This window comes from Pseudomonas sp. B21-009 (assembly GCF_024749345.1).
Lineage (GTDB): Bacteria > Pseudomonadota > Gammaproteobacteria > Pseudomonadales > Pseudomonadaceae > Aquipseudomonas.
This window is the reverse complement of sequence record NZ_CP087199.1, coordinates 5004291-5027348: the sequence shown is the minus strand read 5'-3', so window position 1 is coordinate 5027348 and position 23058 is coordinate 5004291. Positions and strand designations below refer to the sequence as shown.

The window sequence follows — 23058 nt, the reverse complement described above, 5'->3', positions numbered from 1 at the left end:
TGCCATGCAAATCAAACTCGCCAACCCCCGTGGCTTCTGTGCCGGTGTGGACCGGGCGATCGAGATCGTCAATCGTGCCCTCGAAGTGTTTGGCCCGCCGATCTACGTGCGTCACGAAGTGGTGCACAACAAGTTCGTGGTCGAAGACCTGCGCGCGCGCGGGGCGATTTTTGTCGAAGAACTCGACCAGGTGCCGGACGACGTCATCGTCATCTTCAGCGCCCACGGTGTTTCCCAGGCCGTGCGCCAGGAAGCGGCGGGGCGCGGCCTGAAGGTATTCGACGCGACCTGCCCACTGGTCACCAAGGTGCATATCGAGGTGGCGCGCTACAGCCGTGACGGCCGCGAGTGCATCCTGATTGGCCACGAAGGCCACCCGGAAGTCGAAGGCACCATGGGCCAGTACGACACCAGCAACGGTGGCGCCATCTACCTGGTCGAAGACGAGGACGATGTTGCCAGCCTGCAGGTCAACGACCCGGACAAACTGGCCTTCGTCACCCAGACCACGCTGTCGATGGACGACACCAGCCGGGTGATCGATGCCCTGCGCGCGCGCTTCCCGAATATCGGCGGGCCGCGCAAGGACGACATCTGCTACGCCACCCAGAACCGTCAGGACGCGGTCAAGCAACTGGCCAACGAATGCGACGTGGTCCTGGTGGTCGGCAGCCCGAACAGCTCCAACTCCAACCGCCTGCGTGAACTGGCCGAGCGCATGTCGACCCCGGCCTACCTGATCGACGGCGCCGAAGACCTGCAAAAAAGCTGGTTCGATGGCGTTGAGCGCATTGGTATCACCGCCGGTGCTTCGGCCCCCGAGGTGCTGGTGCGTGGCGTGATCGAACAACTGCGTGCCTGGGGTGCCACCGGCGCCGAAGAGCTTGATGGCCGCGAAGAGAACATCACCTTCTCGATGCCCAAAGAGTTGCGCGTACGTTCACTGATCTGACCCGCCGGCCGCGCACAGCGGCTGCTCGCCGGGCTCTTCGCGCAGGCTGACCCGGCCTGTGTGTGCCAGTACCACCCGGTACTGGCTGAAGGGCTCGGGGCGCTGGCAAATGAACAGCGTCCCGGCCTGAAACGCTCCCCCCGCGTGCAACGGCACCCCCAGCCCACTGAAGCGCACCTGCCGGGCCACCGGTTGATTACCCACGACGTTCACCCGCTCAAGCCGCTGTTCGTACAGCAGCAGTGGGCCATCCTGTTCCACGACCATGCGCCAGCCATTACTCCAGTTATCTTCGAGCGCTTGCAGGCGAACCACCTGGTTGCGCAGCAAGGCCTCGCTACGCGCCGTGCGCAAAGCCTGAGCCAGGTCCTTGGCGGCAGTTTGCTGTTGTAGCCCGCTGCTCATGGTGTTGTAGGCCGGCAGGCTGATGTGCGTGAGCATCCCCACCAGCGCTAGCGCGAACATCATTTGTATCAGTGTTACGCCCTGTTGCTTCACCGTGCATTCCTCCCTGGAAGTGCTTCTATAGAGTCAGGCCGGCGCACCGCAGCGTCCAGTCGGGCGGTTTGGCAAAGTGCTGGGGAAAAGTCGCAGGAGGGATGGCGCCATGGATGGCGGACGGCAACAAGGAATGAGCTTGCTCGAGGTGCTGCTGGCCATGCTGGTGCTGGGGCTGGGTGTGTTTGCTGCAGCGGCTGCGCAGGTACGGGCGCTGCAGGCCACCGACAGTGCCTTGCACAGTACTCAGGCGGCGTATCTGCAGCATGGCGCGCTCGAACAAGCGCGCATCAACGCAGGGCCAGGCCGATGACCCGGCAAGCCGGCGTCGGCCTGGTCGAAGTGTTGCTGGCCCTCAGCCTCGGCTTGGTGCTGCTGCTCGGTGTCAGCCGCTTGTTTCTGGCGGCCACTTCGAACTGGCAGGCTCAGGGCATCGCCGCACAACTGCAGGAAGACGCGCGCCTGGCGTTGCAGCGCATGGCCCAGGATATTCGCATGAGCGGCATGTTCGGCTGCTTGCGTGCGGATGCAATCAGCCATGTGAACCCGTCCTCGGCACAGGCGTTTGCCCAACCGCTGGAGGTAATCCGCGCAGCGGACGGCCAATTGCAGCAATTGAGCCTGATCAGCGCCGAAGTCGCTGGCGCCGGTGGGCGGCCGAACTGGACGCTGGTCACCGATTGCATAAGCCAGGCGCGGGTCTATCCCGATGTCCAGGCGGCGCCGGCCGGGCACTTCGCGATACCGATACGACGCCAGACCTATCGCGTTGATGGCACCAGCCTGATGCTCGGCAGCGGCGCCAGCTATGCGCCGCTGATCGACAACCTCGGTGAGCTGCGCGTCGACATTATCAGCCGGAGTGCCACCCGCATCGCCGGACTGCGCCTGAGCCTGACCTTGCTTGACCCGCTGGCGCGGGTAAGGCCGCAGCAGTATCAACTGACAGTGGCCCTGCGCAATGGCTAGGCCCGGCGGCCAGCGTGGGGTGATCCTGCTGGTCAGCCTGGTGTTGCTGGGGATGTTGGGTGTGCTCGGCGTCTCGGCGATGGTCAGCGCCACCCTGCAGGAGCGCATGGCCGGCAACCTGCAGGCAACCCTGCAAGGCTTCGAGCACGCGGAGCAGACCTTGTTGCTAGGTGAGTCGAGCGTGTCGGGCGTGTTGCCGTGCAGTTACTGTTTACCGCCGCCGGAAGCTGCACGGGTGCGGGCGCCTGGCGTCTACCGCGGCGAAGGGCCGACCTCCGGCCTGAGCTGGCAAGGCGGCGCCAGCGGCTTCCACCTGGTACAGAACCTTGGCCAGAGTACCCACGCCGCGCACTGGCCCGCCAACCTGTCCGTTACCTTGTACCGGATCACCGCCGTCAGCCACGCCGGGGCAGGGCGCAGCGTGCTCGAAAGCGTTTATGCACAGGCTGTAGAAGAGGGCGCCCAGCCACCCAGGCGCATTCTCTGGCGCCAGCTTCACTAGGAGTTCGACTTATGTCCACCCTGCAGAAAGGTTTGAGCCTGATTGAACTGTTGCTTGTCGTCGCCGTGGTCGGCATTCTGGCGGGCATTGCCTATCCCAGCTACAGCGAACAGGTCCGCAAGGCCGCACGCACGGAAATCGCCGGGTTGCTGTTCGAAAGCGCGCAACTGCTCGAGCGTCACTATGCCCGCAGCGGCCAGTACGCCAACAGCGAAGCCCTGGTCACCCCATTGGCGCCCGGGACCGAGCACTACCGGCTGCAGGCCGTTCGTCATTCGACGTCATTCACCCTTACCGCCCGGCGCATTGGCGGTGGTTTGATGAACAGTGACCGCTGCGCCGATTTCGAACTCGACCAGGCCGGTGTGCGCCGCAATCCCGGTGCCGTTGATGGCGGCCGCGGCTGTTGGGGTGGCTGAGGTTTACTTCAGAAGTTGGATCAATACATGACCAAGCAAGTAGTGATTGTCGGTGGCGGGGTAATCGGCCTGCTGACAGCGTTCAACCTGGCGGCCGAGGTCGAGCAGGTGGTGCTGTGTGACCGTGGCGCGCTCGGCCAGGAGTCTTCCTGGGCTGGCGGCGGCATCGTCTCGCCGCTGTACCCGTGGCGCTATAGCCCGGCGGTAACGGCCCTGGCGCATTGGTCGCAGGATTTTTATCCACAGCTGGGCGAGCGCCTGTTCGCCAGCACCGGGGTTGACCCTGAAGTGCACACCACCGGCCTGTACTGGCTGGACCTCGACGACGAAGCCGAAGCCCTGGCCTGGGCCAAGCGCGAAGGACGGCCGCTAAGTGCTGTGGATATCTCGGCGGCCTATGACGCGGTGCCGGTGCTGGGCGGCGGTTTCCGCCGCGCCATCTATATGGCCGGGGTTGCCAACGTGCGTAATCCACGCCTGGTCAAATCACTCAAGGCCGCCTTGCTGGCGCTGCCGAACGTGAGCATTCGCGAGCAGTGCGAAATCACCGGCTTCAGCCGTGAGGGCGAGCGCATCACCGGGGTCGAGACTGCAACCGGGCCGATTCCGGCCGATCGCGTGGTGCTGACGGCTGGCGCCTGGAGCGGCGACTTGCTGCGGCCATTGGGCCTGGAGCTGCCGGTGGAGCCGGTGAAAGGGCAGATGATCCTGTACAAGTGCGCCGAAGACTTTTTGCCGAGCATGGTGCTGGCCAAGGGGCGTTATGCGATCCCGCGGCGCGACGGGCATATTCTGGTGGGCAGTACCCTGGAGCATGCCGGTTACGACAAGACCCCAACCGACGAAGCGCTGGAAAGCCTCAAGGCATCGGCGGTGGAGTTGCTGCCGGCGCTGGCCGACGCCACCCCGGTGGCCCATTGGGCGGGGCTGCGGCCGGGTTCGCCTGAGGGCATTCCGTACATCGGCGAGGTGCCGGGCTATGCCGGGCTGTGGCTGAACTGCGGGCATTACCGCAATGGCCTGGTGCTGGCGCCGGCGTCCTGCCAGTTGTTTGCGGATTTGTTGCTGGGGCGTGAGCCAATCATTGATCCGGCGCCATATGCACCGGCTGGGCGGGTGGCTGCTCTTTAGGGCTCATCGCGGGGCAATCAGCGCTGCGCCCCAGGCCCCTGCTCCAGATGCGCCTGGCTGCAATACCACTGCGCCCCGCGATGCAGCGCCCGGTCACTGGGCAAATGCACGCCGCAATGGGCGCAGCGGACCATCTTCAGCGGGTCTTCGAGGCTGTTGTTTTGCCCAGCAGCATTGCTGGCCTTGAACTTGCGCCACAACCAGAAGGCAGCAGCAATCAGGGCAATCCAGAAAAGTAGGCGAACCATGGTGTCCAGCTTTGTCAGTGAAGAGCCTTCAGTCTAGGGCTCGGGCATGAAAAAAGGGAGGCCTTGGCCTCCCTTTATCTTTTACACGATGGCTCAGTCGAACACACCGAAGGTCATGTAGCTGAACCAGGAGCGGTCTTCGTTGTTACCTTCCGCTTCGTGGTTTTCTTCTTCGATGACGTCACCGTTGGCATCTTTAGGCAGCAGCTCTTGCGGGATCGCGTCCTTGGCGTCCTGGTACTGCTTCACCACGTCCTGGTTGGCACGGGTTTCACCCGGCGGCAGCGGCGGGGCGGTATTGATCAGGCCCAGGGTGGCCTTGGACAGCCACGAGCGGTTGTCGGCTTCGTTCTGCTGCGGCACGAACTGGCCATCGACCAGGCTCGGGTGGTCCGGGTAGTTGAGCTTGAGGGTTTCCAGGCTGGTGGCCGCCAGTTCGTCCAGGTGCAGGCGCATGTAGGCTTCGGTCATCACCGCCAGGCCGTCGCCTACCGATGGGGTTTCCTGGAAGTTCTCTACTACATAGCGGCCACGGTTGGCGGCAGCGACATAGGCCTGACGGGTCAGGTAGTAGTCGGCCACGTGGATTTCGTAGGAAGCCAGCAGGTTGCGCAGGTAGATCATGCGCTGCTTGGCGTCAGGCGAATAGCGGCTGTTGGGGAAGCGGCTGGTCAGCTGGGCGAATTCGTTGTACGAGTCGCGGGCAGCGCCCGGGTCACGCTTGGTCATGTCCAGCGGCAGGAAGCGCGCCAGCAGGCCGCGGTCCTGGTCGAACGAGGTCAGACCCTTGAGGTAGTAGGCGTAGTCGACGTTCGGATGCTGCGGATGCAAGCGAATGAAGCGCTCGGCGGCAGACTTGGCAGCCTCCGGTTCGGCGTTTTTATAGTTCGCGTAGATCAGCTCGAGCTGGGCCTGGTCGGCGTAGCGGCCGAACGGATAGCGCGATTCCAGAGCCTTCAGCTTGCTTGTGGCGCTGGTATAGCTGTGGTTGTCCAGGTCGGCCTGCGCCTGCTGGTACAGCTCGGCTTCGCTCAGGTTTTCGTCGACGACTTCCTTCGAAGAACAAGCAGCGGTCAGTCCGAGGATGGCGATCAGCAGCAGGTGTTTCACTTGCATGGCGGCTTGCGTCCCTATGACGGCCGCTGTCTTGGGCGTGGCCGTCCTGTTATGATGAGCACCCCGATGCAACCCTCGGGGCAAAAGACGTCGTATTTAACCACAAGCGCGCAGTCGAAACCAAAGGCTGTGCCGCCCGCTGATTCGAGCATGTCCGAGATCATTCAACTTCGCGCAGAGGTGCCGTCCGAATTGGGCGGGCAACGCCTCGACCAAGTCGCCGCCCAATTGTTCGCTGAGCACTCGCGCTCGCGCCTGTCCACCTGGATCAAGGAGGGGCGCCTGACGGTCGATGGCGCTGTCCTGCGTCCGCGCGATATCGTCCACGGCGGTGCGCTGCTGGCGCTCGATGCCGAGCAGGAAGCCCAGGGCGAGTGGGTGGCCCAGGACATCGAGCTGGATATCGTCTATGAAGACGACCACATCCTGGTGATCAACAAGCCTGCCGGGCTTGTGGTCCACCCGGCTGCGGGCCACGCCGATGGCACCCTGCTCAATGCCCTGCTGCACCACGTGCCGGACATCATCAACGTGCCGCGCGCCGGTATCGTCCACCGCCTGGACAAGGACACCACCGGTCTGATGGTGGTGGCCAAGACCATCCAGGCGCAGACCCAGCTGGTTGCCCAGTTGCAAAGCCGCAGCGTCAGCCGCATCTATGAATGCATCGTGATCGGTGTGGTCACGGCCGGCGGCAAGATCAACGCGCCGATCGGTCGCCACGGCGGTCAGCGCCAGCGCATGGCGGTCACCGAAGGCGGCAAGCCTGCGGTCAGCCACTATCGCGTACTGGAGCGCTTCCGCTCGCACACCCACGTGCGGGTCAAGCTCGAAACCGGGCGTACCCACCAGATTCGCGTGCACATGGCCCACGTCAACTTCCCGTTGGTCGGCGACCCGGTCTACGGCGGGCGCTTCCGCATTCCGCCAGCGGCCAGCCTGACCATGGTCGACGCGCTCAAGACCTTCCCGCGCCAGGCCCTGCATGCACGCTTCCTGGAGCTCGATCACCCGGTGACCGGCGAGCGCATGGGTTGGGAATCGGCGCTGCCGGACGACTTCGTCTGGCTGCTGTCGCTGCTCAAGCAGGACCGCGAGGCGTTCGTCGGATGAGCGAGCTGACGCAAGCGCTGCTGTTCCCGGACTGGCCTGCGCCAGCCCGGGTGCGCGCCTGCGTCACTACGCGCAGCGGCGGGGTCAGCCTGCCGCCCTATGAAAGTTTCAACCTCGGTGATCATGTTGGCGATGCGCCAGCAGCGGTGGCCGAGAACCGCCGGCGCCTGACCGCCGAGTTCGGCATTCAGCCGGCCTGGCTCAAGCAGGTGCATGGCGTAGTTGTAGCCGATGCCGACCCTGGCGTTATTGCCGAGGCTGATGCCAGCTACAGCGATGCCCCCGGCATTGCCTGTACGGTCATGACCGCCGACTGCTTGCCGGTGCTGTTCTGCGATCGCGCCGGCACCCGCGTAGCCGCCGCCCATGCGGGCTGGCGCGGGCTGGCCAACGGTGTGCTGGAGGCGACTCTGAAGCGCTTGGCCCTGCCGCCCGAAGAGGTGCTGGTGTGGCTGGGCCCGGCGATTGGCCCGCAAGCCTTTGAAGTCGGCCTTGAGGTTCGTGATGCGTTCACGACCGTTCATCCGGAAACTGCCCAGGCCTTCGTGCCCGGTGCCCAGCCCGGCAAGCTGATGGCCGACATCTACCAGCTGGCCCGCCTTCGCCTTGCAGCGCGCGGCGTCAATGCCGTCTATGGTGGTGGCTTGTGCACCGTCAGCGACCCGCGCTTCTATTCTTATCGGCGCACCCCGCAGGGTGGCCGCTTCGCTTCGCTGGTCTGGCTGGCAGCGCGCTGACCTGGATCAAGCCCGCCTAGCTTGAATCTTCCAGAATCACCCTTATCTACAGTGGTATCTCTGGCAGGTTTTTCTTCATCAGGTGTGTCCATCGCTCCGACCTGCCCATAAAGGAAGGTAACCCATGCGAATAGACCGTTTGACCAGCAAGCTGCAATTAGCATTATCCGATTCCCAATCCCTGGCCGTGGGTATGGACCATCCGGCCATCGAGCCTGCGCACCTGGTGCAGGCCCTGATCGATCAGCAGGGCGGTTCGATCAAGCCGTTGCTGATGCAGGTCGGCTTTGACGTCAACAGCCTGCGCAAGGCGTTGAGCAAAGAGCTCGACCAGTTGCCGAAAATCCAGAACCCGACCGGCGACGTCAACATGTCCCAGGACCTGGCGCGTCTGCTCAACCAGGCCGACCGCCTGGCCCAGCAGAAGGGCGACCAGTTCATCTCCAGCGAGCTTGTGCTGCTGGCGGCCATGGACGAGAACAGCAAGCTTGGCAAGTTGCTGCTCAGCCAGGGCGTGAGCAAAAAGGCCCTGGAAAATGCCATCAGCAACCTGCGCGGCGGCGAGGCGGTCAATGACCCCAACGCCGAAGAGTCGCGCCAGGCCCTGGACAAATACACCGTCGACCTGACCAAGCGCGCCGAAGACGGCAAGCTTGACCCGGTGATCGGCCGTGACGATGAAATCCGCCGGACCATCCAGGTGCTGCAACGCCGGACCAAGAACAACCCGGTGCTGATTGGTGAGCCTGGCGTCGGTAAGACCGCCATCGCCGAAGGCCTGGCCCAGCGCATCATTAATGGTGAAGTGCCGGACGGCCTTAAAGGCAAGCGTCTGCTGTCGCTGGACATGGGCGCGCTGATTGCCGGTGCCAAGTTCCGCGGCGAGTTCGAAGAGCGCCTCAAAGGCTTGCTCAACGAGCTGTCCAAGCAGGAAGGGCAGATCATCCTGTTCATCGACGAGCTGCACACCATGGTCGGCGCCGGTAAAGGCGAAGGCTCGATGGACGCCGGCAACATGCTCAAGCCGGCCCTGGCCCGTGGTGAACTGCACTGCGTCGGCGCCACTACGCTGAACGAGTACCGCCAGTACATTGAAAAGGACGCAGCGCTTGAGCGGCGTTTCCAGAAGGTGCTGGTAGAAGAGCCGAGCGAAGAAGACACCATCGCCATCCTGCGTGGCCTCAAAGAGCGTTACGAGGTGCACCACAAGGTGGCGATCACCGACGGCGCGATCATCGCCGCGGCCAAGCTCAGCCATCGCTACATCACTGACCGGCAGCTGCCGGACAAGGCCATCGACTTGATCGACGAAGCGGCCAGCCGCATCCGCATGGAGATCGACTCCAAGCCGGAAGTGCTCGACCGCCTGGAGCGCCGCCTGATTCAACTGAAAGTTGAGTCCCAGGCGCTGAAGAAAGAGGACGACGAGGCCGCGCTCAAACGCCTGGAGAAACTCACCGAAGAGATCGCCCGGCTCGAGCGCGAGTACGCTGACCTGGAAGAGATCTGGACCTCGGAAAAAGCCGAAGTACAGGGCTCGGCGCAGATCCAGCAGAAAATCGAGCAATCGCGTCAGGAGCTCGAAGCGGCCCGGCGCAAGGGCGACCTCAGCCGCATGGCCGAGCTGCAGTACGGGGTGATCCCGGACCTGGAGCGCAGCCTGCAGATGGTCGACCAGCACGGCAAGGCGGAAAACCAGCTGCTGCGTAACAAGGTGACTGAAGAAGAGATCGCCGAAGTCGTGTCGAAGTGGACCGGCATCCCGGTGTCGAAGATGCTCGAAGGCGAGCGGGAAAAACTGCTGAAAATGGAAAGCCTGCTGCACGAGCGGGTGATCGGTCAGGAAGAAGCCGTGGTTGCGGTATCCAACGCCGTGCGTCGTTCGCGTGCCGGCCTTTCGGACCCGAACCGTCCGAGCGGCTCGTTCCTGTTCCTAGGCCCCACCGGTGTCGGTAAAACCGAGCTGTGCAAGGCGCTGGCGGAATTTCTCTTCGACACTGAAGAGGCCATGGTGCGCATCGACATGTCCGAGTTCATGGAGAAACACTCCGTGGCTCGCCTGATCGGTGCTCCACCAGGCTACGTAGGCTATGAAGAGGGCGGCTACCTGACCGAAGCCGTGCGGCGCAAACCTTATGCGGTGGTGCTGCTGGACGAGGTCGAGAAGGCCCACCCGGATGTGTTCAACGTGTTGCTGCAGGTGCTGGAAGACGGTCGCCTGACTGACAGCCACGGGCGGACGGTGGATTTCCGCAATACCGTGATCGTCATGACCTCCAACCTGGGCTCTTCGCAGATCCAGGAACTGGTGGGCGATCGTGAAGCGCAGCGTGCGGCGGTGATGGATGCCGTGGGTTCGCACTTCCGGCCGGAGTTCATCAACCGGATCGACGAAGTGGTGGTGTTCGAACCGCTGGGTCGCGAGCAGATCGCCGGCATTACCCAGATCCAGCTCGGCCGCCTGCGCAGCCGTCTGGCCGAACGTGAGCTGAGCCTTGAGCTGAGCCCCGAGGCGCTGGATAAACTGATCGCCGTCGGTTACGACCCGGTCTATGGCGCACGGCCGCTGAAACGGGCGATCCAGCGCTGGATCGAGAACCCGTTGGCGCAGCTGATCCTGTCGGGCCAGTTCCTGCCAGGCAGTGCCATCACGGCGAAGGTCGAGGGCGAAGAGATCGTCTTCGCCTGAGTTTTCGGCGGGTTACGCTAAGGCCTCGAATTTCGAGGCCTTTTTTCTTTGCATTTTTTCTCGAGTGCTTGTAAAGTGCGCCCCGCTGTATGTCGCCCCGCAGCTTCCCGGCAAAATTGGGAATCTGAAAAAAAGTTGCAAATCAGTAAGTTGAATGCAAATTAGGGGTTGACAAGGGTTTTGAAGGTTGTAGAATAGCGCGCCTCAGAGACATGAACGCAGCGATGCACAAGGTCGAAGAGTTCGAAGCGGTAGTGATACAGCACTCGAAATTGCAGCACTGTTGTAATTGAAATTGATAGTTCCGCGATAGCTCAGTCGGTAGAGCAAATGACTGTTAATCATTGGGTCCCAGGTTCGAGTCCTGGTCGCGGAGCCAAATTTCAAGCCGGGGTATAGCGCAGTCCGGTAGCGCGCCTGCTTTGGGAGCAGGATGTCAGGAGTTCGAATCCCCTTACCCCGACCATCTTAGGGTCGTTAGCTCAGTTGGTAGAGCAGTTGGCTTTTAACCAATTGGTCGTAGGTTCGAATCCTACACGACCCACCATTTTTGAATCCGGTACGCTGGGTTCAAGTCTTAAAAGGTTGGTTTGCCATTAGCAGCCAGCCATAAAAAAAGGCACCTTAATCGGAGCCTTTTTTTTTACCGGGGTATAGCGCAGTCCGGTAGCGCGCCTGCTTTGGGAGCAGGATGTCAGGAGTTCGAATCCCCTTACCCCGACCATCTTCAGAAAGAAGGGCACCTTGCAAAAGGTGCCCTTTTTTCGTTTCTGCGCCCTGGCTGATACTATCCGGCTATTTCCTGCAAAGGAGTTGCGCCGTGCCCCTGAAAACCTCCGTGTACATCGCCACCAGCCTCGATGGCTTCATCGCCCGTGAGAGCGGTGAGCTGGACTGGCTGATGGTTGCCACCAGCTCCAGTGACGATCACGGCTATGCGGCGTACATGGCCACCATCGACACCCTGGTCATGGGCCGCAACACCTTCGAGAAGGTCCTGACCTTTGGCGAGTGGCCGTATCCGCACAAGCGTGTGGTGGTGCTGAGCAGCACCTTGCAGCAGGCCGATATGCAGCATGGCGTTGAAGTGCACCCGGGGCCGGTCGCCGACCTGGTCGAGCACCTGAATGAAACAGGCGCCAAGGGCCTGTACCTCGATGGCGGGCAGGTGATTCAGAGCTTCTTGCGCGAAGGCCGGCTGGATGAACTGACCATCACCCGCATACCAGTGTTGCTGGGCAGCGGCATCCCGCTGTTTGGGGCCCTGGCGAAGGACGTGACGCTGCAGCATATGCGCAGCACCACCTTTGAAAGCGGCTTTGTGCAGAGTACTTATAGGGTACTCAAGTAGAGCTTACAGCTTCCACAGGGATTGATGTCAGGCCTGCTTGTTGAGGTAAACATAGAACCCTGTGGGAGCTGGCCTTGCCGGCGATGAGGCCGGCACTGCCACTAACAATTGAAACTCAGTGCAGCTTCAACCGCGGCTCAGTCCCGCGACCGATCCGGCTGCCGAGCATCAGCATCAGCGTACGGAAAGTCCCATACAGCGCCATCTGGTGCATGCGATACAGCGACACATAAAACATCCGCGCCAACCATCCCTCGAGCATCACGCTACCGGTCAGGTTACCCATCAGGTTACCCACCGCCGAGAAGCGCGACAGCGACACCAGCGAGCCGTAATCCCGGTACGCGTAAGTCGGCAACGGCTTGCCTTCCAGGCGCGCCTTGAGCCCCTTGGCCAGCAATGACGCCTGCTGATGCGCAGCCTGTGCCCGTGGCGGCACGTTACGGTCGCTACCCGGTTGCGGGCAGGCAGCACAGTCGCCAAAGGCGAAAATGTTGTCGTCCAGAGTAGTCTGCAGGGTAGGGCGCACCACCAGCTGGTTGATGCGGTTGGTTTCCAGGCCGTCGATGTCTTTGAGGAACCCCGGCGCCCGAATACCCGCCGCCCACACCTTGAGGCTGGCCTGAATCACCTCGCCATTGCTGGTGCGCAGCTCATCGGCCGTCACTTCGCTGACCGCCGCGTTGGTCATCACTGTCACCCCGAGTTTTTCCAGGGTCTTGTGCACCGGCACGCTGATGCGCTCCGGCAGGGCTGGCAGCACCCGCGGGCCGGCTTCGATCAGGGTGATGTGCATGTCTTTTGGCTGGATACGATCCAGGCCATAAGCCGCCAGTTCGTGGGCCGCGTGATGCAGCTCGGCGGCAAGCTCGACACCGGTGGCACCGGCACCAACGATGGCCACGCTGATTTTTTCATGGGCCTGATCACCTGCGTGGGCACGCAGGTAATGGTTGAGCAGTTGCTGGTGGAAACGCTCGGCCTGCTTGCGGGTGTCGAGGAACAGGCAATGCTGCGCCGCGCCCAGGGTGCCGAAGTCGTTGGTGTTGCTGCCCACCGCGATCACCAGGGTGTCATAGCCCAGGGTGCGCGCAGGCAGCAGCTCGCGACCGTCTTCATCGAGGGTCGCGGCCAGCTGGATCTGCTTGGTTTCGCGGTCCAGGCCGCTCATGCGCCCGAGCTGGAACTGAAAGTGATTCCACTTGGCCTGGGCCACGTAGTTCAGTTCGTCTTCGGAAGAGTTGAGCGAGCCGGCCGCCACTTCGTGCAGCAGCGGCTTCCAGATGTGCGTCAGGTTGGCGTCGACCAGGGTGATGCTGGCGCTACCCTTTTTGCCCAGGGTCTTACCCAGGCGGGTCGCCAGTTCCAGGCCGCCGGCGCCGCCGCCGACAATCACTATACGGTGAGTCATGGAGATATCTCATAAGGTTTACGGAATTCGGGTCTTGAGTGGTAGGCCGCACGGGGCGGGCGTTGTGGGCGAGCGCAAGGCAGCTCATAGCACCAGTTGACTCAAGAGGCGGCTCAACAAGCCGAGCGCAACCGTTACGGCCACCACCAGCACAAGGAGCAGCCAGGGCCGGAAAGGCTTGCGCTCGACTTGGTGCTGAGGGGCTTGCAGGTATTCATCGACACGACGCTGGTCATCGGGATTCAGGCGGCTGGTCATGAGGGCCTCGTCAGATAGACGCTTGTGACTGTGGGAAAGCTACAGTGTTCACTGTAGTAGCTCGAAGGTCGCCTATCTTTCAGTCACTTGGCTGTCTTTATAACGAATGATTGCGCTTTGTATCACCGGCGCAGAATTTATGCCATCGGGCTTTGGCAGGGGGCCAGCTCAGAGGCTGATTCCGACATCAAAAACGATGCTGCGCCCCAGATTGCCACGCAAGAAATCCGGCGCATCGGGGTGGGCAAACAACACCCGGGCGAAGGTCGGGCCCACCAGCGACAACGAGCGCCAGCCCTGGCGCAGGTATTCGGTGGGTGGCGGGAAGTGGCTATTTAGGTCGAGCACTTCGCGCTTGAGGCTGGCGAAGGCAATGATGTCCAGCTCGCTCAGGTCGAGGCCGCGTTCCTGATAGTTGTGCGATTTTTTCCGCAGGGTAGGCGCCAGGCGCTGCAGCAGCTCCTGGGCGCTGATCCGCCGTGGCCGGGCTTCGCGGCGCACCAGCTGGCTCAACGAAAAGGCACTGCGCCGGCGCTGCAGCTCTTCGCGCCACTCGTCGTTCAGGCGCCGGCCCTCATCGAGGACAAAAAACACCTCGAAGGCGGCATCGCGAAACAGCACGTCAGGCGGCTCTTGCCCGGCGGCGGCAAAATCTTCGCTGCGGTAAGGAATATTCAGGCCTTGCAGCAGGCGCTGGCAGACCCAACGCTCACGTTCCCATTTACGGGCATTGGATAGAAACGCATTGGCTTGTTCGGCCTGAATGGTGAGCAGGCGCAAGTAGTCTGAGTCGTCCATGGGCACAAGCTTAGCGTTCAATTGAGCTTTGCAGGAAATGTCTGCAAGGCCATTGCTGCAACGCCGGGCCAGCGCCTAGACTGCGCTCCCGTTGTGGGCTCAGTGAATATCAGGGAAGAAACATGAGCGTAGTGAAGATGGGCGGCATATTCGGGTCCGGCACAGTGGTTTGTGCCCTGGTGGTGTACGGCGTGGGCTTTTTGTTCTGGACGCCTACCGTGCCCTACGACACCCCGGATGGCCGCTATATAGTGCTCAAGGAGGGCGACTCAGCGCCCTACAGCGTCAAACTCATCGACCATCGCGGCGCAGAAGATGAAATCGTGCGCAGCTACGCCGAGTTCAGCCCCAAGGTGCTCAGCGTCATGCCCGGCGACTACCGCTTGCGCCTGACCCTGAACGAGTTCGCCTGCTACGGCGCCTGGGCCGATGTGCAGGTGTCGGCGACCACCGTCAGCGTGGTCGAGCTGCAGCGCAACCCGAGTTGCCAGCCAGCAGACTGGCTGGTTGAAGGTGCGGTGTTCCGCCTGTTCGAGGCACCCAAAGCGCCAGCGCAGGCTGATCAAGCCAGCCCCGAGGTGTAGACTGCCCCCACGTCTATTGCCTCACTCGCACAAGGGTTATTTGCCGTGATCAGTGCTGCCGTACTTTCCAGCCAGACCCTGACCATCGCCTGGGTCGCCTACGTACCCGTGCTGATCTGGGCGGTGGCGCGTACCCGCTGGCTGGAACTGTTCGCCGACAGCCGGCGCCAGCACTTGCTGTTTGGCACGGTGTTCGCCTTGTTTGCCCTGTGGCTGGTACGCCGCGACTTCGACACCGGGGTGTCGTATCACTTTATCGGCATGACCGCCGTCACCCTGCTGCTGGACTGGCCGCTGGCGATTGTCGGTGGCTTGCTGGCGCAGCTCGGCCTGCTGGCGCTGGGGCGTCAGGACCTGGCGGCGATGGGGGTCAATGGCCTGCTGCTGATCGGCCTGCCGTTGCTGGTCACCGAGGTGTGCGCGATCCTGGTGGAGCGAGCCCAGCCGCGCAACCTGTTCGTCTATATCTTCTGTTCAGGCTTTTTTGCTGCAGCGCTGTCGGCACTCTTGTGCCTGCTCGGTGGGCTGGGGTTGCTGTGGATGGACGGGCGGTTCGTCATGCCGGAGTGGATCGAGGACTTTATCGGCTACCTGTGGCTGATCATCTTCCCCGAAGCCTTCATCAACGGCATGGTGGTCAGCGCCCTGGTGGTGTTCTGCCCGGAGTGGCTGGAGACCTTCAACCGGACCCGCTACCTGCAGGCCCCGTGGAAGGATGACGACCCCGAGCGCTGAGGCCTCAGTGACGCGGGTCGAGCTCGCCGGAGAACAGCTCGTCTTCGGCATCCGGAGCGACCGGAATCTTGTGCTCTTCCGCTGCCCAGGCACCCAGGTCGATCAGCTTGCAGCGGTCGGAACAGAACGGCCTAAACGCGCTGGCCGCGCTCCATTCCACAGGGGCGCCACAGGTCGGGCAATCTACGGTCGTTGGTTGGCTCATGCTTGGCCTCCTCGCAAAGTCAGGTAAAAGTGGTGCAGGCGGTCGACCTCCGAATGCAGCCAGGCCAGGTCGCGGTCGTTGACGATCACGTCGTGGGCGTGGCTAAGGCGTTGTTCACGGCTGGCCTGGGCCTTGAGGATGGCCTGCACCTGCTCAGTGCTGGTCTGGTCGCGCAGCAGGGTGCGTTGCACCTGCAGTGCCTGCGGCGCATCGATCACCAGCAGGCGGTCGGTGCGTTTGTACTGGCCAGACTCGACCATCAACGGCGAAACAAACACCGCATAGGGCGACTCGGCCTTGGCCAGGTAGCTGAAGATCTCCTGGCCGATCAAGGGATGCAGCAGCGCTTCGAGCCACAGCCGTTGCTGCGGGTCGGCGAAGATCAGCTCGCGCAGGGCCGCGCGGTTGAGCTGGCCGTCTTCGAGCAGCACCCCCGGGCCGAAACGCTCGACGATACTCGCCAGCGCCGGGCGGCCCGGCTCGACCACCCAGCGCGCGGCCTGGTCGGCGTCGACCAGGTGCACACCCAGCTCGACAAAGCGCTGCGCGGCGGCGCTCTTGCCACTGCCGATGCCGCCGGTAAGGCCGAGAATCCAGGGGGTGAAAGCAGCGGTGGTCATCAGAATCCGGAATATTTCAGATAGGAAGTGGTTATTTGACCACCCCAGAGCAGCGCGATCCAGCCCGCAATGGCCAGATAGGGACCAAAGGGGATCGGCGTGCTCGCCTGCTTGCGCTGCAGGCGCAGCATAACCAGGCCGATCACCGCCCCCAGCAGCGACGACAACAGCAAGGTCAGCGGCAAAATCTGCCAGCCGCCCCAGGCGCCGAGCATGGCCAGCAACTTGAAATCGCCATAGCCCATGCCCTCTTTGCCGGTGACCAGCTTGAACACCCAGAACACCGACCACAGGCTCAGGTAACCGGCCACCGTGCCCCACAGGGCATCCTCCAGCGGCACGAACAGCTCAAAGGCATTGGCGATCAGCCCCAGCCACAACAACGGCAGCACCAGGGCATCGGGCAACAGATGGTGCTCGATATCGATCAAGCTCATGGCCAGCAGGCCCCAACTCAGCACCATCAGCGCCAGGGCCGCAGCGGTAAAACCCAGATGCCAGGCGGCAAACAGCGTCAGCGCCCCGCAGGCAAGCTCCACCAGCGGGTAGCGCGGGCTGATGCGCGCCTGGCAAGCGGAACAGCGCCCGCGCAAGGCCAGGTAACTCACCACCGGTATGTTTTCCCACGGGCGAATGCGGTGGGCGCAATGCGGGCATTGCGAGGGCGGTAAAAACAGGTCGAAGCGCGGCGCTTGTGCCTCGCTGGGCAACGCCAGCACCTCACGGGCCTCGGCCTGCCATTGGCGTTCGAGCATGATCGGCAGGCGATGCACCAGCACATTGAGAAAACTGCCGACAATCAGCCCGAGCAACAGGGCGAAGCTCAGGTACATCAGTGGCTGGCTGGCCAGGGTGTTCAACAGGTTCATGGTCAGATCACATTGCCCAGCTGGAAGATTGGCAGGTACATGGCGATCACCAGGCTGCCCACCAGCAACCCCAGGATCAGCACGATCAACGGCTCGAGCATGGCCGTGAGGGTGTCGAGCAGGTGGTCGATGGCCTGTTCATAGTGGCTGGCGATCCTGGCGAGCATATCGTCCAGCGTGCCGGCTGTCTCGCCAATGGCGCACATCTGCACCACCAACGGTGGGAACAACCCGCTGGCGCGCAGTGCCACGTTCAAGGCCAGGCCACTGGCAAGGTCGTCGCGCACCTTGTGCACCGCCTGCTCATACAACGAATTGCCGCAGGCCCCGGCAACCGGCCCCAGCGCCTCCACCAGCGGCACCCCGGCGGCAAACGAGGTCGACAGGGTGCGGGCAAAGCGGGCGAGGGCGGCGTGCCGGAGCAGGCTGCCCAGCACCGGCAAGCGCAGCGCCACGCGCACCAGCCACAAACGCACCCCAGGCTTGTGCCGATAAGTCCAAACCAGCGCACTACAAGCGCCGCCAAAGGTTATCAACAGCCACCCAAGGTGCGCGCCCAACCACTGCGACAAATTGATCACCTGTTGAGTAAACGCCGGCAGCTCGGCACCAAAACCGCCGAACAACGACTGAAAGCGCGGCACCACCTCCAGCAATAACAACGCCGACACTCCAAAGCCCACCAGCAACACCAGCACAGGATAGGTCATGGCTTTTTTCAGCCGCATGCGCAGGGCCTGGCGTTGCTCCTGCAGCGCCGCCACCTGGGCCAGCACCGTCTCCAGGCTGCCGGACTGCTCACCGGCGTCCACCAGGTTGCAGTACAGCCGATCGAAGTACTGCGGGTGGCGGCGCAGCGCAGTGGCCAGGCTGCTACCAGCGGCGATATCGGCCTTGATCGCCCCCAGCAGGCTGGCCAGCGCCGGGTTGGTGCTGCTCTGGGCGACTACATCCAACGCCTGCAACAGCGCCACCCCGGCCTTGACCAAGGTGGCCAGCTGGCGGCTGAACTGGCTCAGCGCCTTGCCATCCGGTGGCCGCCGCCATTGCCACAACGGCGGGCGCACACTGGCGATACGCCCCGGGCGAATCCCGCGCTGGCGCAACTGCGCCCTGATCAACGCCGGGCTGCGCGCCGCACTCTGGCCGCTGATCAAGGCACCTTGGGCGTTGGTGCCTTGCCAGCTGTACATCCGGTTGCTTTCGGTCATCGCCACATCCTTGTTGCGCTGCCTTGCACAAGCCTGGTAACAGCTCCAGGCCCCGAGTGGCGAGCAGGGTTGCCCGCCGCCCACTAGAGTAGTCGAGCCAGAGCGACCGAATGACCGTCACAGGGTGACAAAAGGTGTCTGTTCGGGCCTACTGGCGCGCCTGCTGGCGCCGCACCACTGCGGCCGGCATGAACTGATTTTGTGAGGGAGAGTGTCCATGAAAGGGCAACGCGGTATTACCTTGATCGAACTGATGATCGTGGTGGCGATCATCGGCATTCTGGCGACCATCGCCCTGCCGATTTACACCAATAGCCAGGTCCGCACTAAAGCCACGGCGGCCCTGGTAGAAATTTCTGCGTTGAAGACCGCCTTCGACCTGCGCCTGAACGAAGGCAAAGACATCGCCAACGTCGCCGCCCTGGGTGGCCAGGAGCGCACCGCCCACTGCGCCATTGCCGCCAGCGGCACCGCGGCCACGGGCGTGGGCAGCATCGTCTGCACCCTGATCGATGCCCCGGCCATCGCCACCGACAAAACCATCACCCTGACCCGCGCCGCCACCGGCTGGGCCTGCACCAGCACCCTCAACGAAGACCTCGCCCCGGCAGGCTGCAAAGCCCTCTGAAACAGACGCAATTGCTGTTAATAAACAGTGATTTGCGTAAGCGATCTGGCAGTGGTAGCGTTATCGCCACGCCGGTGTAGCTCAGTCGGTAGAGCAGCGCACTCGTAACGCGAAGGTCGCAGGTTCGATTCCTGTCTCCGGCACCAGAGACCAGTTTACAGAAGTCTATGACTGTCTACGAAACGCCACACAAAGCCCGCCTAGTGCGGGCTTTGTTGTTTCTGCTTGTCTCGTTTTGTCTCTGTGCATCTACGCGATTTAGGGATATGGTTAGGGATATCTCGGTTCGACAAGGAAACGTATCCCTATGGCGCGCACTGTGGTGCCCCTGTCTGATCCCAAATGCGATGCGGCCAAGCCCCGGGAGAAGGACTACAAGCTCTTTGACGGCAAGGGCCTCTACTTGTTGGTGAAGCCGACAGGGGTGAAGACCTGGCGGTTGAAGTACACCAAACCTGACGGACGTGATGGTTTGGCCACGTTCGGCAATTACCCGGCACTGGGCCTGAAGGCTGCCAGGGAGAGACGCGCTCAGGCGCTGGAGCTTCTCGCTGCAGGGAAGGACCCCATTGAGCAAGCTCGTCTGGACAAGCAGGAAGCGGCCAATGCTCGGTCGAATACGTTCCGTTTGCTTGCGCAGGAATGGCACTCGGCATGTGCTCGTAAATGGTCACCCGGTCACGCTGCCACTGTTTGGCGCCGCATCGAAGCCCACCTGTTACCTGCTCTTGGGGATCGCCCCGTCGCAGAGCTAAGAACTCGGGACCTGCTTGTACCACTCAAGGCGGCAGAAAAACGGGACACCTTGGATACGGCTGGGCGGCTGCGCCAATACATGACTGGCATTCTCCGTATGGGGGTTCAGCATGGCCACATAGATTTCAATCCGGCGGTTGATCTGCAGGGAGCCACGGCTACCCGGAAAACAGCCCATCGACCGGCGCTGCCGTTCGAGCGGTTACCCGAACTCCTTCAGCGCATTGAGGCCGACAGCGGGCGTGGCTTGACTAAGCTAGCGGTGCAACTGACTTTGCTGGTGTTTATCCGCTCCAGCGAGCTCCGTTTTGCGCGCTGGGGGGAGATCGACATGGGCAGGCTAATGTGGGAAATCCCTGGTGAACGAGCGGCCATCGAAGGCGTAAAGAATTCTCATCGCGGTTCGAAGATGAGCACCCCCCATCTGGTGCCGCTTAGCCGCCAATCTGTAGAAGTTTTGGAAAATATCCGCACTCTGACTGGGCGTTTCGAACTGGTGTTTGCCGGTGATCACCATCACTGGAAACCCATGAGCGAGAACACAGTCAACAAGGCGCTTAGGCGAATGGGCTACGACACTAAGACAGAGGTATGTGGCCACGGTTTTAGGGCAATGGCTTGTTCCGCATTGATTGAGTCAGGACTGTGGAATAAAGATGCCGTCGAGCGGCAAATGAGCCACCAAGAGCGGAATACGGTACGCGCTGCGTACATCCACAAAGCCGAACACATCCAGGAGCGAAGGCTCATGGTGCAGTGGTGGGCTGATTACCTTGATGCCAACCGCAAGGAAGCAATCACTCCGTATGACTACGCGCACAGGCAAGATGCGGTGGAGAACGCGTTGAAGCTGCGGGGGCGGACATGAGAGGGATAGTCTCATCGTCAAACCAGCGGTTGCCGATTCAGCCTTGCGGACTCATTGGAGCTGCGTGCCTTTGTAATGCTAAGCACATTGTCCAGAAAACGGGTGTTTCTGGTGTTGCCGGTGTTTCGCATAGCTCCAAATACCTGAAAACCGTGAGCTGTGGCGTAGCAACACCATGGCCCCGCTGTTCGGATGCAATGGTGTATCGGAGTCTTGAGGTGTATCAATCGCAGCAGGTCCCTTTGGCCTGTTGGCCGCTTGAGAGACGACAACTGCGCAGGTTCAGTCCTTCGCTACAGGGGCGTGGGAAATGAAGAGGCCAGGAATGAGCCAGGAACCATTTTTCGCCGAGATTGCTGGAACTGAGTTTTTTAGCTTGCTTGAGGATCTTGATGAGATCGAGGATGCCGTAAGGGGCGCTGCTCTATATCACCAGTTTCAGGAGCACTACCGAGACGCTTTCGAATTAGCTGGGCATGCCGCCTGTTACTGGCTCGAGGAGGATGGAGCCTATGCAGATATGGCAGCCGGGCTGATACAGGAAATGTTCCGTTTGCGGGATGTCATTTTCGATCACTTCAGTTGCGCCGAAGAATCATCATTGCCTCGCGTTCTCAGCAGAGTCATGGGCTTGGATGAAGACATAACTAATTCACGTATCGTTGCTAGTTATGCGTTTGTCCAGGCTATAGAAGCGGTCCAGGTACTCGGCGATTGGCTGTTTGAGCTGGAGGGCGCTGTATACGATCTTGACGCCGATCTGATTGAGCAATTACGTCAGCGCGACCCAGCGCAGTATCGGTTGTTAGTCGAAAGAAAGCGCCGAGCTCAGAGCGATAGCGAGATAACTGCCAGGGAAAGTTTTGCCCAGCTGTTGGGAGCAGCGGATAAAACCTTGATGATTGCGGCTCTCTACGAGCAGGCAGAGATCGGCCTTGCTTCCGAAAGGTTCGAACCGGGCAGCTTTTTCCCTCAAGCACTCAAAACGATCTTTAAGAACAAGTCCGCGGAGAAGGGGCGAGCAGCAGGCCTGGCGAACAGGAGGCCTGATTCGGCAAAGCAAATCGAAGCGAGAGCGCGGAGGAGGCGAATTTGCGCGGAGGCTGACCGTTTTCTCAAGTTGGAGCCGAAGATCATTCAGAGCGACCTTGTCTCTAGGTTGGTTGCGAAAGGGGGGCTTGGAAGCTCCGTTACCATAATGAAACACCTGCGAGCAGCAGGTTATCTCTCGGAGAAAAAGACGAGATAGAAATACCAAAGCGTGTTTGGTTTTTTCTTCGTTTTTAGTCTGTGCCTGTCTCTACCGATACAGGCACGAATATGACGACCTCCACTACATCCTCATTGCTTCGATCTGGACGCGATCCAGAAACCACACTGATCCGCATCAGTGAAGTAATGGCCATCGTTGGGTTGGCCCGGCCCACCATATACAAGCTAATGCAGCAATCTGGAAGTGGCTTCCCGCTTCCGGTGAAATTGAGCAGCAGCAATGCACGTGGTGCCCCTGTAGCCTGGGTGCTCTCTGAAGTTCAAGCATGGACACGTAGCCGCATCAAGGCGCGTGATCGGGTGGCTGCATGAGCGTGCGCCGCCACCACTTCGTTGGCCCATTCCATGATCCTTACGGGGCAGCGTTCTGCCTCTACAAACCAGGTGATATCAACTGGCGCCACCGCATCATTGCAGGGGTGAGCTGGAACGGCCAAACCCAACAGGCGTTCTTCTTCAATCCTGATGGATTGACCATCCCCCTCCGGGCGAACCCGTGGGAAATGCCCGCCTTCATGCGAAAGCATGGGCTCCGCCGAGAGTTCTCCGCTATCTACGGCAGCGGCCCGTTCTCGATGGATGAACAACGCCGTGCAGACCTTAATGCGCGCCAGTTGGCTGAATGGGTGACGTACTGGTTTACCGACGAGACGTATCTCTACTCCAACGACCCTGAAGTTTGGGGTGACTGGGTGGAGCGTGATTTGGAGCAAGAGCGTGTTACCAGTGAGCAGAGTCATGCGTTCGGGCGGGAACAGATCGATCTCGAAACCTTCGCGGCTGAGTGCGTGGCAAAACGCGAAGAATGGCTCATGGAGGAGCACCGTCGCCGGTGTCTGGAGGACGCAAGGATCTTCGCCTGGCTGAAAGGCGAGGCGCATCCGCCTGCATCCAGCAACTGAAGCGTTGGTTCTCCCTGCTCAAATGAAAACGCCCCCGGCGGCTACCGAGGGCGTTGAGGTAATACTTCATGCACGATCAATCTAATCGCGCAGAGGCATTGGCGCAAGAGTGCCTAACTGTTGCGCTTTCTCTTGCTCCCATTTACTCTGTCCCAGTCGCTGCAAATTCAGCGACCGGGCGTAGGAACCCGGAAATTAGTAGGCGCATCAGCGCCC

At 61.6% G+C, this 23058-nt stretch carries 27 protein-coding genes and 5 tRNA genes; 22 read left to right on the top strand and 10 right to left on the bottom strand.

Annotated features, from left to right (window positions below; all coding sequences use genetic code 11):
• The first annotated feature begins 4 nt into the window (after positions 1–4).
• Entirely contained in the window at positions 5–952 is a 948-nt protein-coding gene (gene ispH, locus LOY34_RS23195; RefSeq protein WP_093379392.1) for a 4-hydroxy-3-methylbut-2-enyl diphosphate reductase, read from the top strand.
• Here ispH and LOY34_RS23190 read toward each other — a convergent pair.
• Positions 941–1393, bottom strand: a complete 453-nt coding sequence (locus LOY34_RS23190) for a GspH/FimT family protein (protein WP_258664057.1) — start codon at positions 1391–1393, stop codon at positions 941–943. The genes ispH and LOY34_RS23190 overlap by 12 nt on opposite strands.
• A gap of 166 nt (positions 1394–1559) precedes the next feature.
• On the opposite strand from LOY34_RS23190, the gene LOY34_RS23185 reads away from it, so the two are divergent.
• The 5 genes from LOY34_RS23185 to thiO are packed head-to-tail and all read left to right on the top strand — an operon-like array spanning position 1560 to position 4471.
• On the top strand, positions 1560–1763 hold the full coding sequence (locus LOY34_RS23185) for a prepilin-type N-terminal cleavage/methylation domain-containing protein (RefSeq protein ID WP_045200800.1): 204 nt from the start codon (positions 1560–1562) through the stop codon (positions 1761–1763).
• Positions 1760–2419: a PilW family protein gene (locus LOY34_RS23180; RefSeq protein WP_258664056.1), complete on the top strand. Its 660-nt coding sequence runs from the start codon at positions 1760–1762 to the stop codon at positions 2417–2419. The genes LOY34_RS23185 and LOY34_RS23180 overlap by 4 nt, the downstream gene beginning before the upstream one ends.
• Positions 2412–2921 (top strand): PilX N-terminal domain-containing pilus assembly protein, encoded by a 510-nt coding sequence (locus tag LOY34_RS23175; protein ID WP_195885047.1) that lies wholly within the window; start codon positions 2412–2414, stop codon positions 2919–2921. The genes LOY34_RS23180 and LOY34_RS23175 overlap by 8 nt, the downstream gene beginning before the upstream one ends.
• A gap of 20 nt (positions 2922–2941) precedes the next feature.
• Positions 2942–3340, top strand: a complete 399-nt coding sequence (locus LOY34_RS23170) for a type IV pilin protein (RefSeq protein WP_195885928.1) — start codon at positions 2942–2944, stop codon at positions 3338–3340.
• Between the two features lie 27 nt (positions 3341–3367).
• Positions 3368–4471: a glycine oxidase ThiO gene (thiO, locus tag LOY34_RS23165; RefSeq protein ID WP_093379411.1), complete on the top strand. Its 1104-nt coding sequence runs from the start codon at positions 3368–3370 to the stop codon at positions 4469–4471.
• A 17-nt stretch (positions 4472–4488) separates the two neighbouring features.
• On the opposite strand, the gene LOY34_RS23160 is transcribed toward thiO, so the two are convergent.
• Positions 4489–4719 carry a PP0621 family protein gene (locus tag LOY34_RS23160; protein ID WP_038998721.1) on the bottom strand — a complete coding sequence of 77 codons (231 nt, stop codon included), beginning with the start codon at positions 4717–4719 and terminating at the stop codon, positions 4489–4491.
• 93 nt (positions 4720–4812) lie between these two features.
• Positions 4813–5835 carry an outer membrane protein assembly factor BamD gene (locus LOY34_RS23155; RefSeq protein ID WP_045200810.1) on the bottom strand — a complete coding sequence of 341 codons (1023 nt, stop codon included), beginning with the start codon at positions 5833–5835 and terminating at the stop codon, positions 4813–4815.
• Between the two features lie 150 nt (positions 5836–5985).
• Here LOY34_RS23155 and rluD point away from each other — a divergent pair, with 150 nt between their 5' ends.
• The 8 genes from rluD (at position 5986) to LOY34_RS23115 (ending at position 11725) form a co-directional block, all read left to right on the top strand.
• On the top strand, positions 5986–6948 hold the full coding sequence (gene rluD / locus LOY34_RS23150) for a 23S rRNA pseudouridine(1911/1915/1917) synthase RluD (RefSeq protein WP_038998723.1): 963 nt from the start codon (positions 5986–5988) through the stop codon (positions 6946–6948).
• Positions 6945–7685: a peptidoglycan editing factor PgeF gene (gene pgeF, locus LOY34_RS23145; RefSeq protein WP_195885046.1), complete on the top strand. Its 741-nt coding sequence runs from the start codon at positions 6945–6947 to the stop codon at positions 7683–7685. The genes rluD and pgeF overlap by 4 nt, the downstream gene beginning before the upstream one ends.
• Before the next feature lie 124 nt (positions 7686–7809).
• A complete protein-coding gene (gene clpB / locus LOY34_RS23140) occupies positions 7810–10374 on the top strand; it encodes an ATP-dependent chaperone ClpB (RefSeq protein ID WP_045200814.1) in 2565 nt (854 codons plus the stop codon).
• A 303-nt stretch (positions 10375–10677) separates the two neighbouring features.
• Positions 10678–10753, top strand: a tRNA-Asn gene (locus tag LOY34_RS23135).
• Between the two features lie 10 nt (positions 10754–10763).
• A tRNA-Pro gene (locus tag LOY34_RS23130) sits at positions 10764–10840 on the top strand.
• A 5-nt stretch (positions 10841–10845) separates the two neighbouring features.
• Positions 10846–10921: transfer RNA gene (locus tag LOY34_RS23125), tRNA-Lys, on the top strand.
• Between the two features lie 100 nt (positions 10922–11021).
• Positions 11022–11098 (top strand) — tRNA-Pro (locus LOY34_RS23120).
• Positions 11099–11194: 96 nt separating this feature from the next.
• Positions 11195–11725: a dihydrofolate reductase family protein gene (locus LOY34_RS23115; RefSeq protein ID WP_093379425.1), complete on the top strand. Its 531-nt coding sequence runs from the start codon at positions 11195–11197 to the stop codon at positions 11723–11725.
• Positions 11726–11840: 115 nt separating this feature from the next.
• Here LOY34_RS23115 and LOY34_RS23110 read toward each other — a convergent pair whose 3' ends face one another.
• The 3 genes from LOY34_RS23110 to LOY34_RS23100 all read right to left on the bottom strand — a co-directional run bounded on the left by LOY34_RS23110 (position 11841) and on the right by LOY34_RS23100 (position 14192).
• Positions 11841–13136 (bottom strand): NAD(P)/FAD-dependent oxidoreductase, encoded by a 1296-nt coding sequence (locus LOY34_RS23110; protein ID WP_045200816.1) that lies wholly within the window; start codon positions 13134–13136, stop codon positions 11841–11843.
• Positions 13137–13220: 84 nt separating this feature from the next.
• The gene (locus LOY34_RS23105) at positions 13221–13394 is read right to left on the bottom strand and encodes a DUF3094 family protein (protein WP_045200819.1); all 174 of its coding nucleotides are present in this window, start codon (positions 13392–13394) and stop codon (positions 13221–13223) included.
• A gap of 168 nt (positions 13395–13562) precedes the next feature.
• A complete protein-coding gene (locus LOY34_RS23100) occupies positions 13563–14192 on the bottom strand; it encodes a DUF1780 domain-containing protein (RefSeq protein WP_010220617.1) in 630 nt (209 codons plus the stop codon).
• Between the two features lie 122 nt (positions 14193–14314).
• On the opposite strand from LOY34_RS23100, the gene LOY34_RS23095 reads away from it, so the two are divergent.
• Positions 14315–14776 carry a hypothetical protein gene (locus LOY34_RS23095; protein ID WP_195885044.1) on the top strand — a complete coding sequence of 154 codons (462 nt, stop codon included), beginning with the start codon at positions 14315–14317 and terminating at the stop codon, positions 14774–14776.
• 45 nt (positions 14777–14821) lie between these two features.
• Positions 14822–15511, top strand: coding sequence for an energy-coupling factor ABC transporter permease (locus LOY34_RS23090; RefSeq protein WP_195885043.1), 690 nt, complete (start codon positions 14822–14824; stop codon positions 15509–15511).
• Positions 15512–15515: 4 nt separating this feature from the next.
• Here the strand turns inward: LOY34_RS23090 and yacG are convergent, their stop codons facing one another.
• Genes yacG through LOY34_RS23070 form a run of 4 tightly spaced genes read right to left on the bottom strand, consistent with a single transcriptional unit; the run spans position 15516 to position 18416 of the window.
• Positions 15516–15716 (bottom strand): DNA gyrase inhibitor YacG, encoded by a 201-nt coding sequence (gene yacG / locus LOY34_RS23085; protein WP_195885042.1) that lies wholly within the window; start codon positions 15714–15716, stop codon positions 15516–15518.
• Positions 15713–16336 carry a dephospho-CoA kinase gene (gene coaE / locus LOY34_RS23080; protein WP_045200827.1) on the bottom strand — a complete coding sequence of 208 codons (624 nt, stop codon included), beginning with the start codon at positions 16334–16336 and terminating at the stop codon, positions 15713–15715. Before coaE ends, yacG begins: the two co-directional genes overlap by 4 nt.
• A complete protein-coding gene (locus tag LOY34_RS23075) occupies positions 16336–17205 on the bottom strand; it encodes an A24 family peptidase (protein ID WP_195885041.1) in 870 nt (289 codons plus the stop codon). Before LOY34_RS23075 ends, coaE begins: the two co-directional genes overlap by 1 nt.
• Positions 17206–17207: 2 nt before the next feature.
• Complete coding sequence (locus tag LOY34_RS23070; RefSeq protein ID WP_258664055.1) at positions 17208–18416, bottom strand: type II secretion system F family protein; 1209 nt, start codon at positions 18414–18416, stop codon at positions 17208–17210.
• Positions 18417–18633: 217 nt separating this feature from the next.
• Between LOY34_RS23070 and LOY34_RS23065 the strand changes: the two genes are divergently transcribed.
• The 6 genes from LOY34_RS23065 to LOY34_RS23040 all read left to right on the top strand — a co-directional run bounded on the left by LOY34_RS23065 (position 18634) and on the right by LOY34_RS23040 (position 22842).
• Positions 18634–19044, top strand: a complete 411-nt coding sequence (locus LOY34_RS23065) for a pilin (protein ID WP_195885039.1) — start codon at positions 18634–18636, stop codon at positions 19042–19044.
• 70 nt (positions 19045–19114) lie between these two features.
• Positions 19115–19190, top strand: a tRNA-Thr gene (locus LOY34_RS23060).
• Positions 19191–19351: 161 nt separating this feature from the next.
• Positions 19352–20668, top strand: a complete 1317-nt coding sequence (locus LOY34_RS23055) for a phage integrase central domain-containing protein (RefSeq protein ID WP_258664054.1) — start codon at positions 19352–19354, stop codon at positions 20666–20668.
• Positions 20669–20993: 325 nt separating this feature from the next.
• Positions 20994–21917 carry a hypothetical protein gene (locus LOY34_RS23050; RefSeq protein WP_100782491.1) on the top strand — a complete coding sequence of 308 codons (924 nt, stop codon included), beginning with the start codon at positions 20994–20996 and terminating at the stop codon, positions 21915–21917.
• Between the two features lie 71 nt (positions 21918–21988).
• Positions 21989–22252 carry an AlpA family transcriptional regulator gene (locus LOY34_RS23045; RefSeq protein ID WP_100782492.1) on the top strand — a complete coding sequence of 88 codons (264 nt, stop codon included), beginning with the start codon at positions 21989–21991 and terminating at the stop codon, positions 22250–22252.
• Complete coding sequence (locus LOY34_RS23040) at positions 22249–22842, top strand: hypothetical protein (RefSeq protein ID WP_100782493.1); 594 nt, start codon at positions 22249–22251, stop codon at positions 22840–22842. The genes LOY34_RS23045 and LOY34_RS23040 overlap by 4 nt, the downstream gene beginning before the upstream one ends.
• The last annotated feature ends 216 nt before the right edge of the window (positions 22843–23058 follow it).

Bases quoted from the DNA above. Each gene is read 5' to 3' on its own strand.
- pgeF (WP_195885046.1), top strand. From the start codon at position 6,945: ATGAGCGAGCTGACGCAAGCGCTGCTGTTCCCGGACTGGCCTGCGCCA.
- LOY34_RS23180 (WP_258664056.1), top strand. From the start codon at position 1,760: ATGACCCGGCAAGCCGGCGTCGGCCTGGTCGAAGTGTTGCTGGCCCTC.
- LOY34_RS23105 (WP_045200819.1), bottom strand. From the start codon at position 13,394: ATGACCAGCCGCCTGAATCCCGATGACCAGCGTCGTGTCGATGAATAC.
- clpB (WP_045200814.1), top strand. From the start codon at position 7,810: ATGCGAATAGACCGTTTGACCAGCAAGCTGCAATTAGCATTATCCGAT.
- LOY34_RS23100 (WP_010220617.1), bottom strand. From the start codon at position 14,192: ATGGACGACTCAGACTACTTGCGCCTGCTCACCATTCAGGCCGAACAA.
- LOY34_RS23055 (WP_258664054.1), top strand. From the start codon at position 19,352: ATGGCGCGCACTGTGGTGCCCCTGTCTGATCCCAAATGCGATGCGGCC.
- ispH (WP_093379392.1), top strand. From the start codon at position 5: ATGCAAATCAAACTCGCCAACCCCCGTGGCTTCTGTGCCGGTGTGGAC.
- LOY34_RS23040 (WP_100782493.1), top strand. From the start codon at position 22,249: ATGAGCGTGCGCCGCCACCACTTCGTTGGCCCATTCCATGATCCTTAC.
- coaE (WP_045200827.1), bottom strand. From the start codon at position 16,336: ATGACCACCGCTGCTTTCACCCCCTGGATTCTCGGCCTTACCGGCGGC.
- LOY34_RS23075 (WP_195885041.1), bottom strand. From the start codon at position 17,205: ATGAACCTGTTGAACACCCTGGCCAGCCAGCCACTGATGTACCTGAGC.
- LOY34_RS23185 (WP_045200800.1), top strand. From the start codon at position 1,560: ATGGATGGCGGACGGCAACAAGGAATGAGCTTGCTCGAGGTGCTGCTG.
- LOY34_RS23065 (WP_195885039.1), top strand. From the start codon at position 18,634: ATGAAAGGGCAACGCGGTATTACCTTGATCGAACTGATGATCGTGGTG.
- LOY34_RS23155 (WP_045200810.1), bottom strand. From the start codon at position 5,835: ATGCAAGTGAAACACCTGCTGCTGATCGCCATCCTCGGACTGACCGCT.
- LOY34_RS23070 (WP_258664055.1), bottom strand. From the start codon at position 18,416: ATGACCGAAAGCAACCGGATGTACAGCTGGCAAGGCACCAACGCCCAA.
- LOY34_RS23190 (WP_258664057.1), bottom strand. From the start codon at position 1,393: ATGCTCACGCACATCAGCCTGCCGGCCTACAACACCATGAGCAGCGGG.
- rluD (WP_038998723.1), top strand. From the start codon at position 5,986: ATGTCCGAGATCATTCAACTTCGCGCAGAGGTGCCGTCCGAATTGGGC.
- thiO (WP_093379411.1), top strand. From the start codon at position 3,368: ATGACCAAGCAAGTAGTGATTGTCGGTGGCGGGGTAATCGGCCTGCTG.
- LOY34_RS23160 (WP_038998721.1), bottom strand. From the start codon at position 4,719: ATGGTTCGCCTACTTTTCTGGATTGCCCTGATTGCTGCTGCCTTCTGG.
- LOY34_RS23045 (WP_100782492.1), top strand. From the start codon at position 21,989: ATGACGACCTCCACTACATCCTCATTGCTTCGATCTGGACGCGATCCA.
- LOY34_RS23110 (WP_045200816.1), bottom strand. From the start codon at position 13,136: ATGACTCACCGTATAGTGATTGTCGGCGGCGGCGCCGGCGGCCTGGAA.
- LOY34_RS23175 (WP_195885047.1), top strand. From the start codon at position 2,412: ATGGCTAGGCCCGGCGGCCAGCGTGGGGTGATCCTGCTGGTCAGCCTG.
- LOY34_RS23095 (WP_195885044.1), top strand. From the start codon at position 14,315: ATGAGCGTAGTGAAGATGGGCGGCATATTCGGGTCCGGCACAGTGGTT.
- LOY34_RS23050 (WP_100782491.1), top strand. From the start codon at position 20,994: ATGAGCCAGGAACCATTTTTCGCCGAGATTGCTGGAACTGAGTTTTTT.
- yacG (WP_195885042.1), bottom strand. From the start codon at position 15,716: ATGAGCCAACCAACGACCGTAGATTGCCCGACCTGTGGCGCCCCTGTG.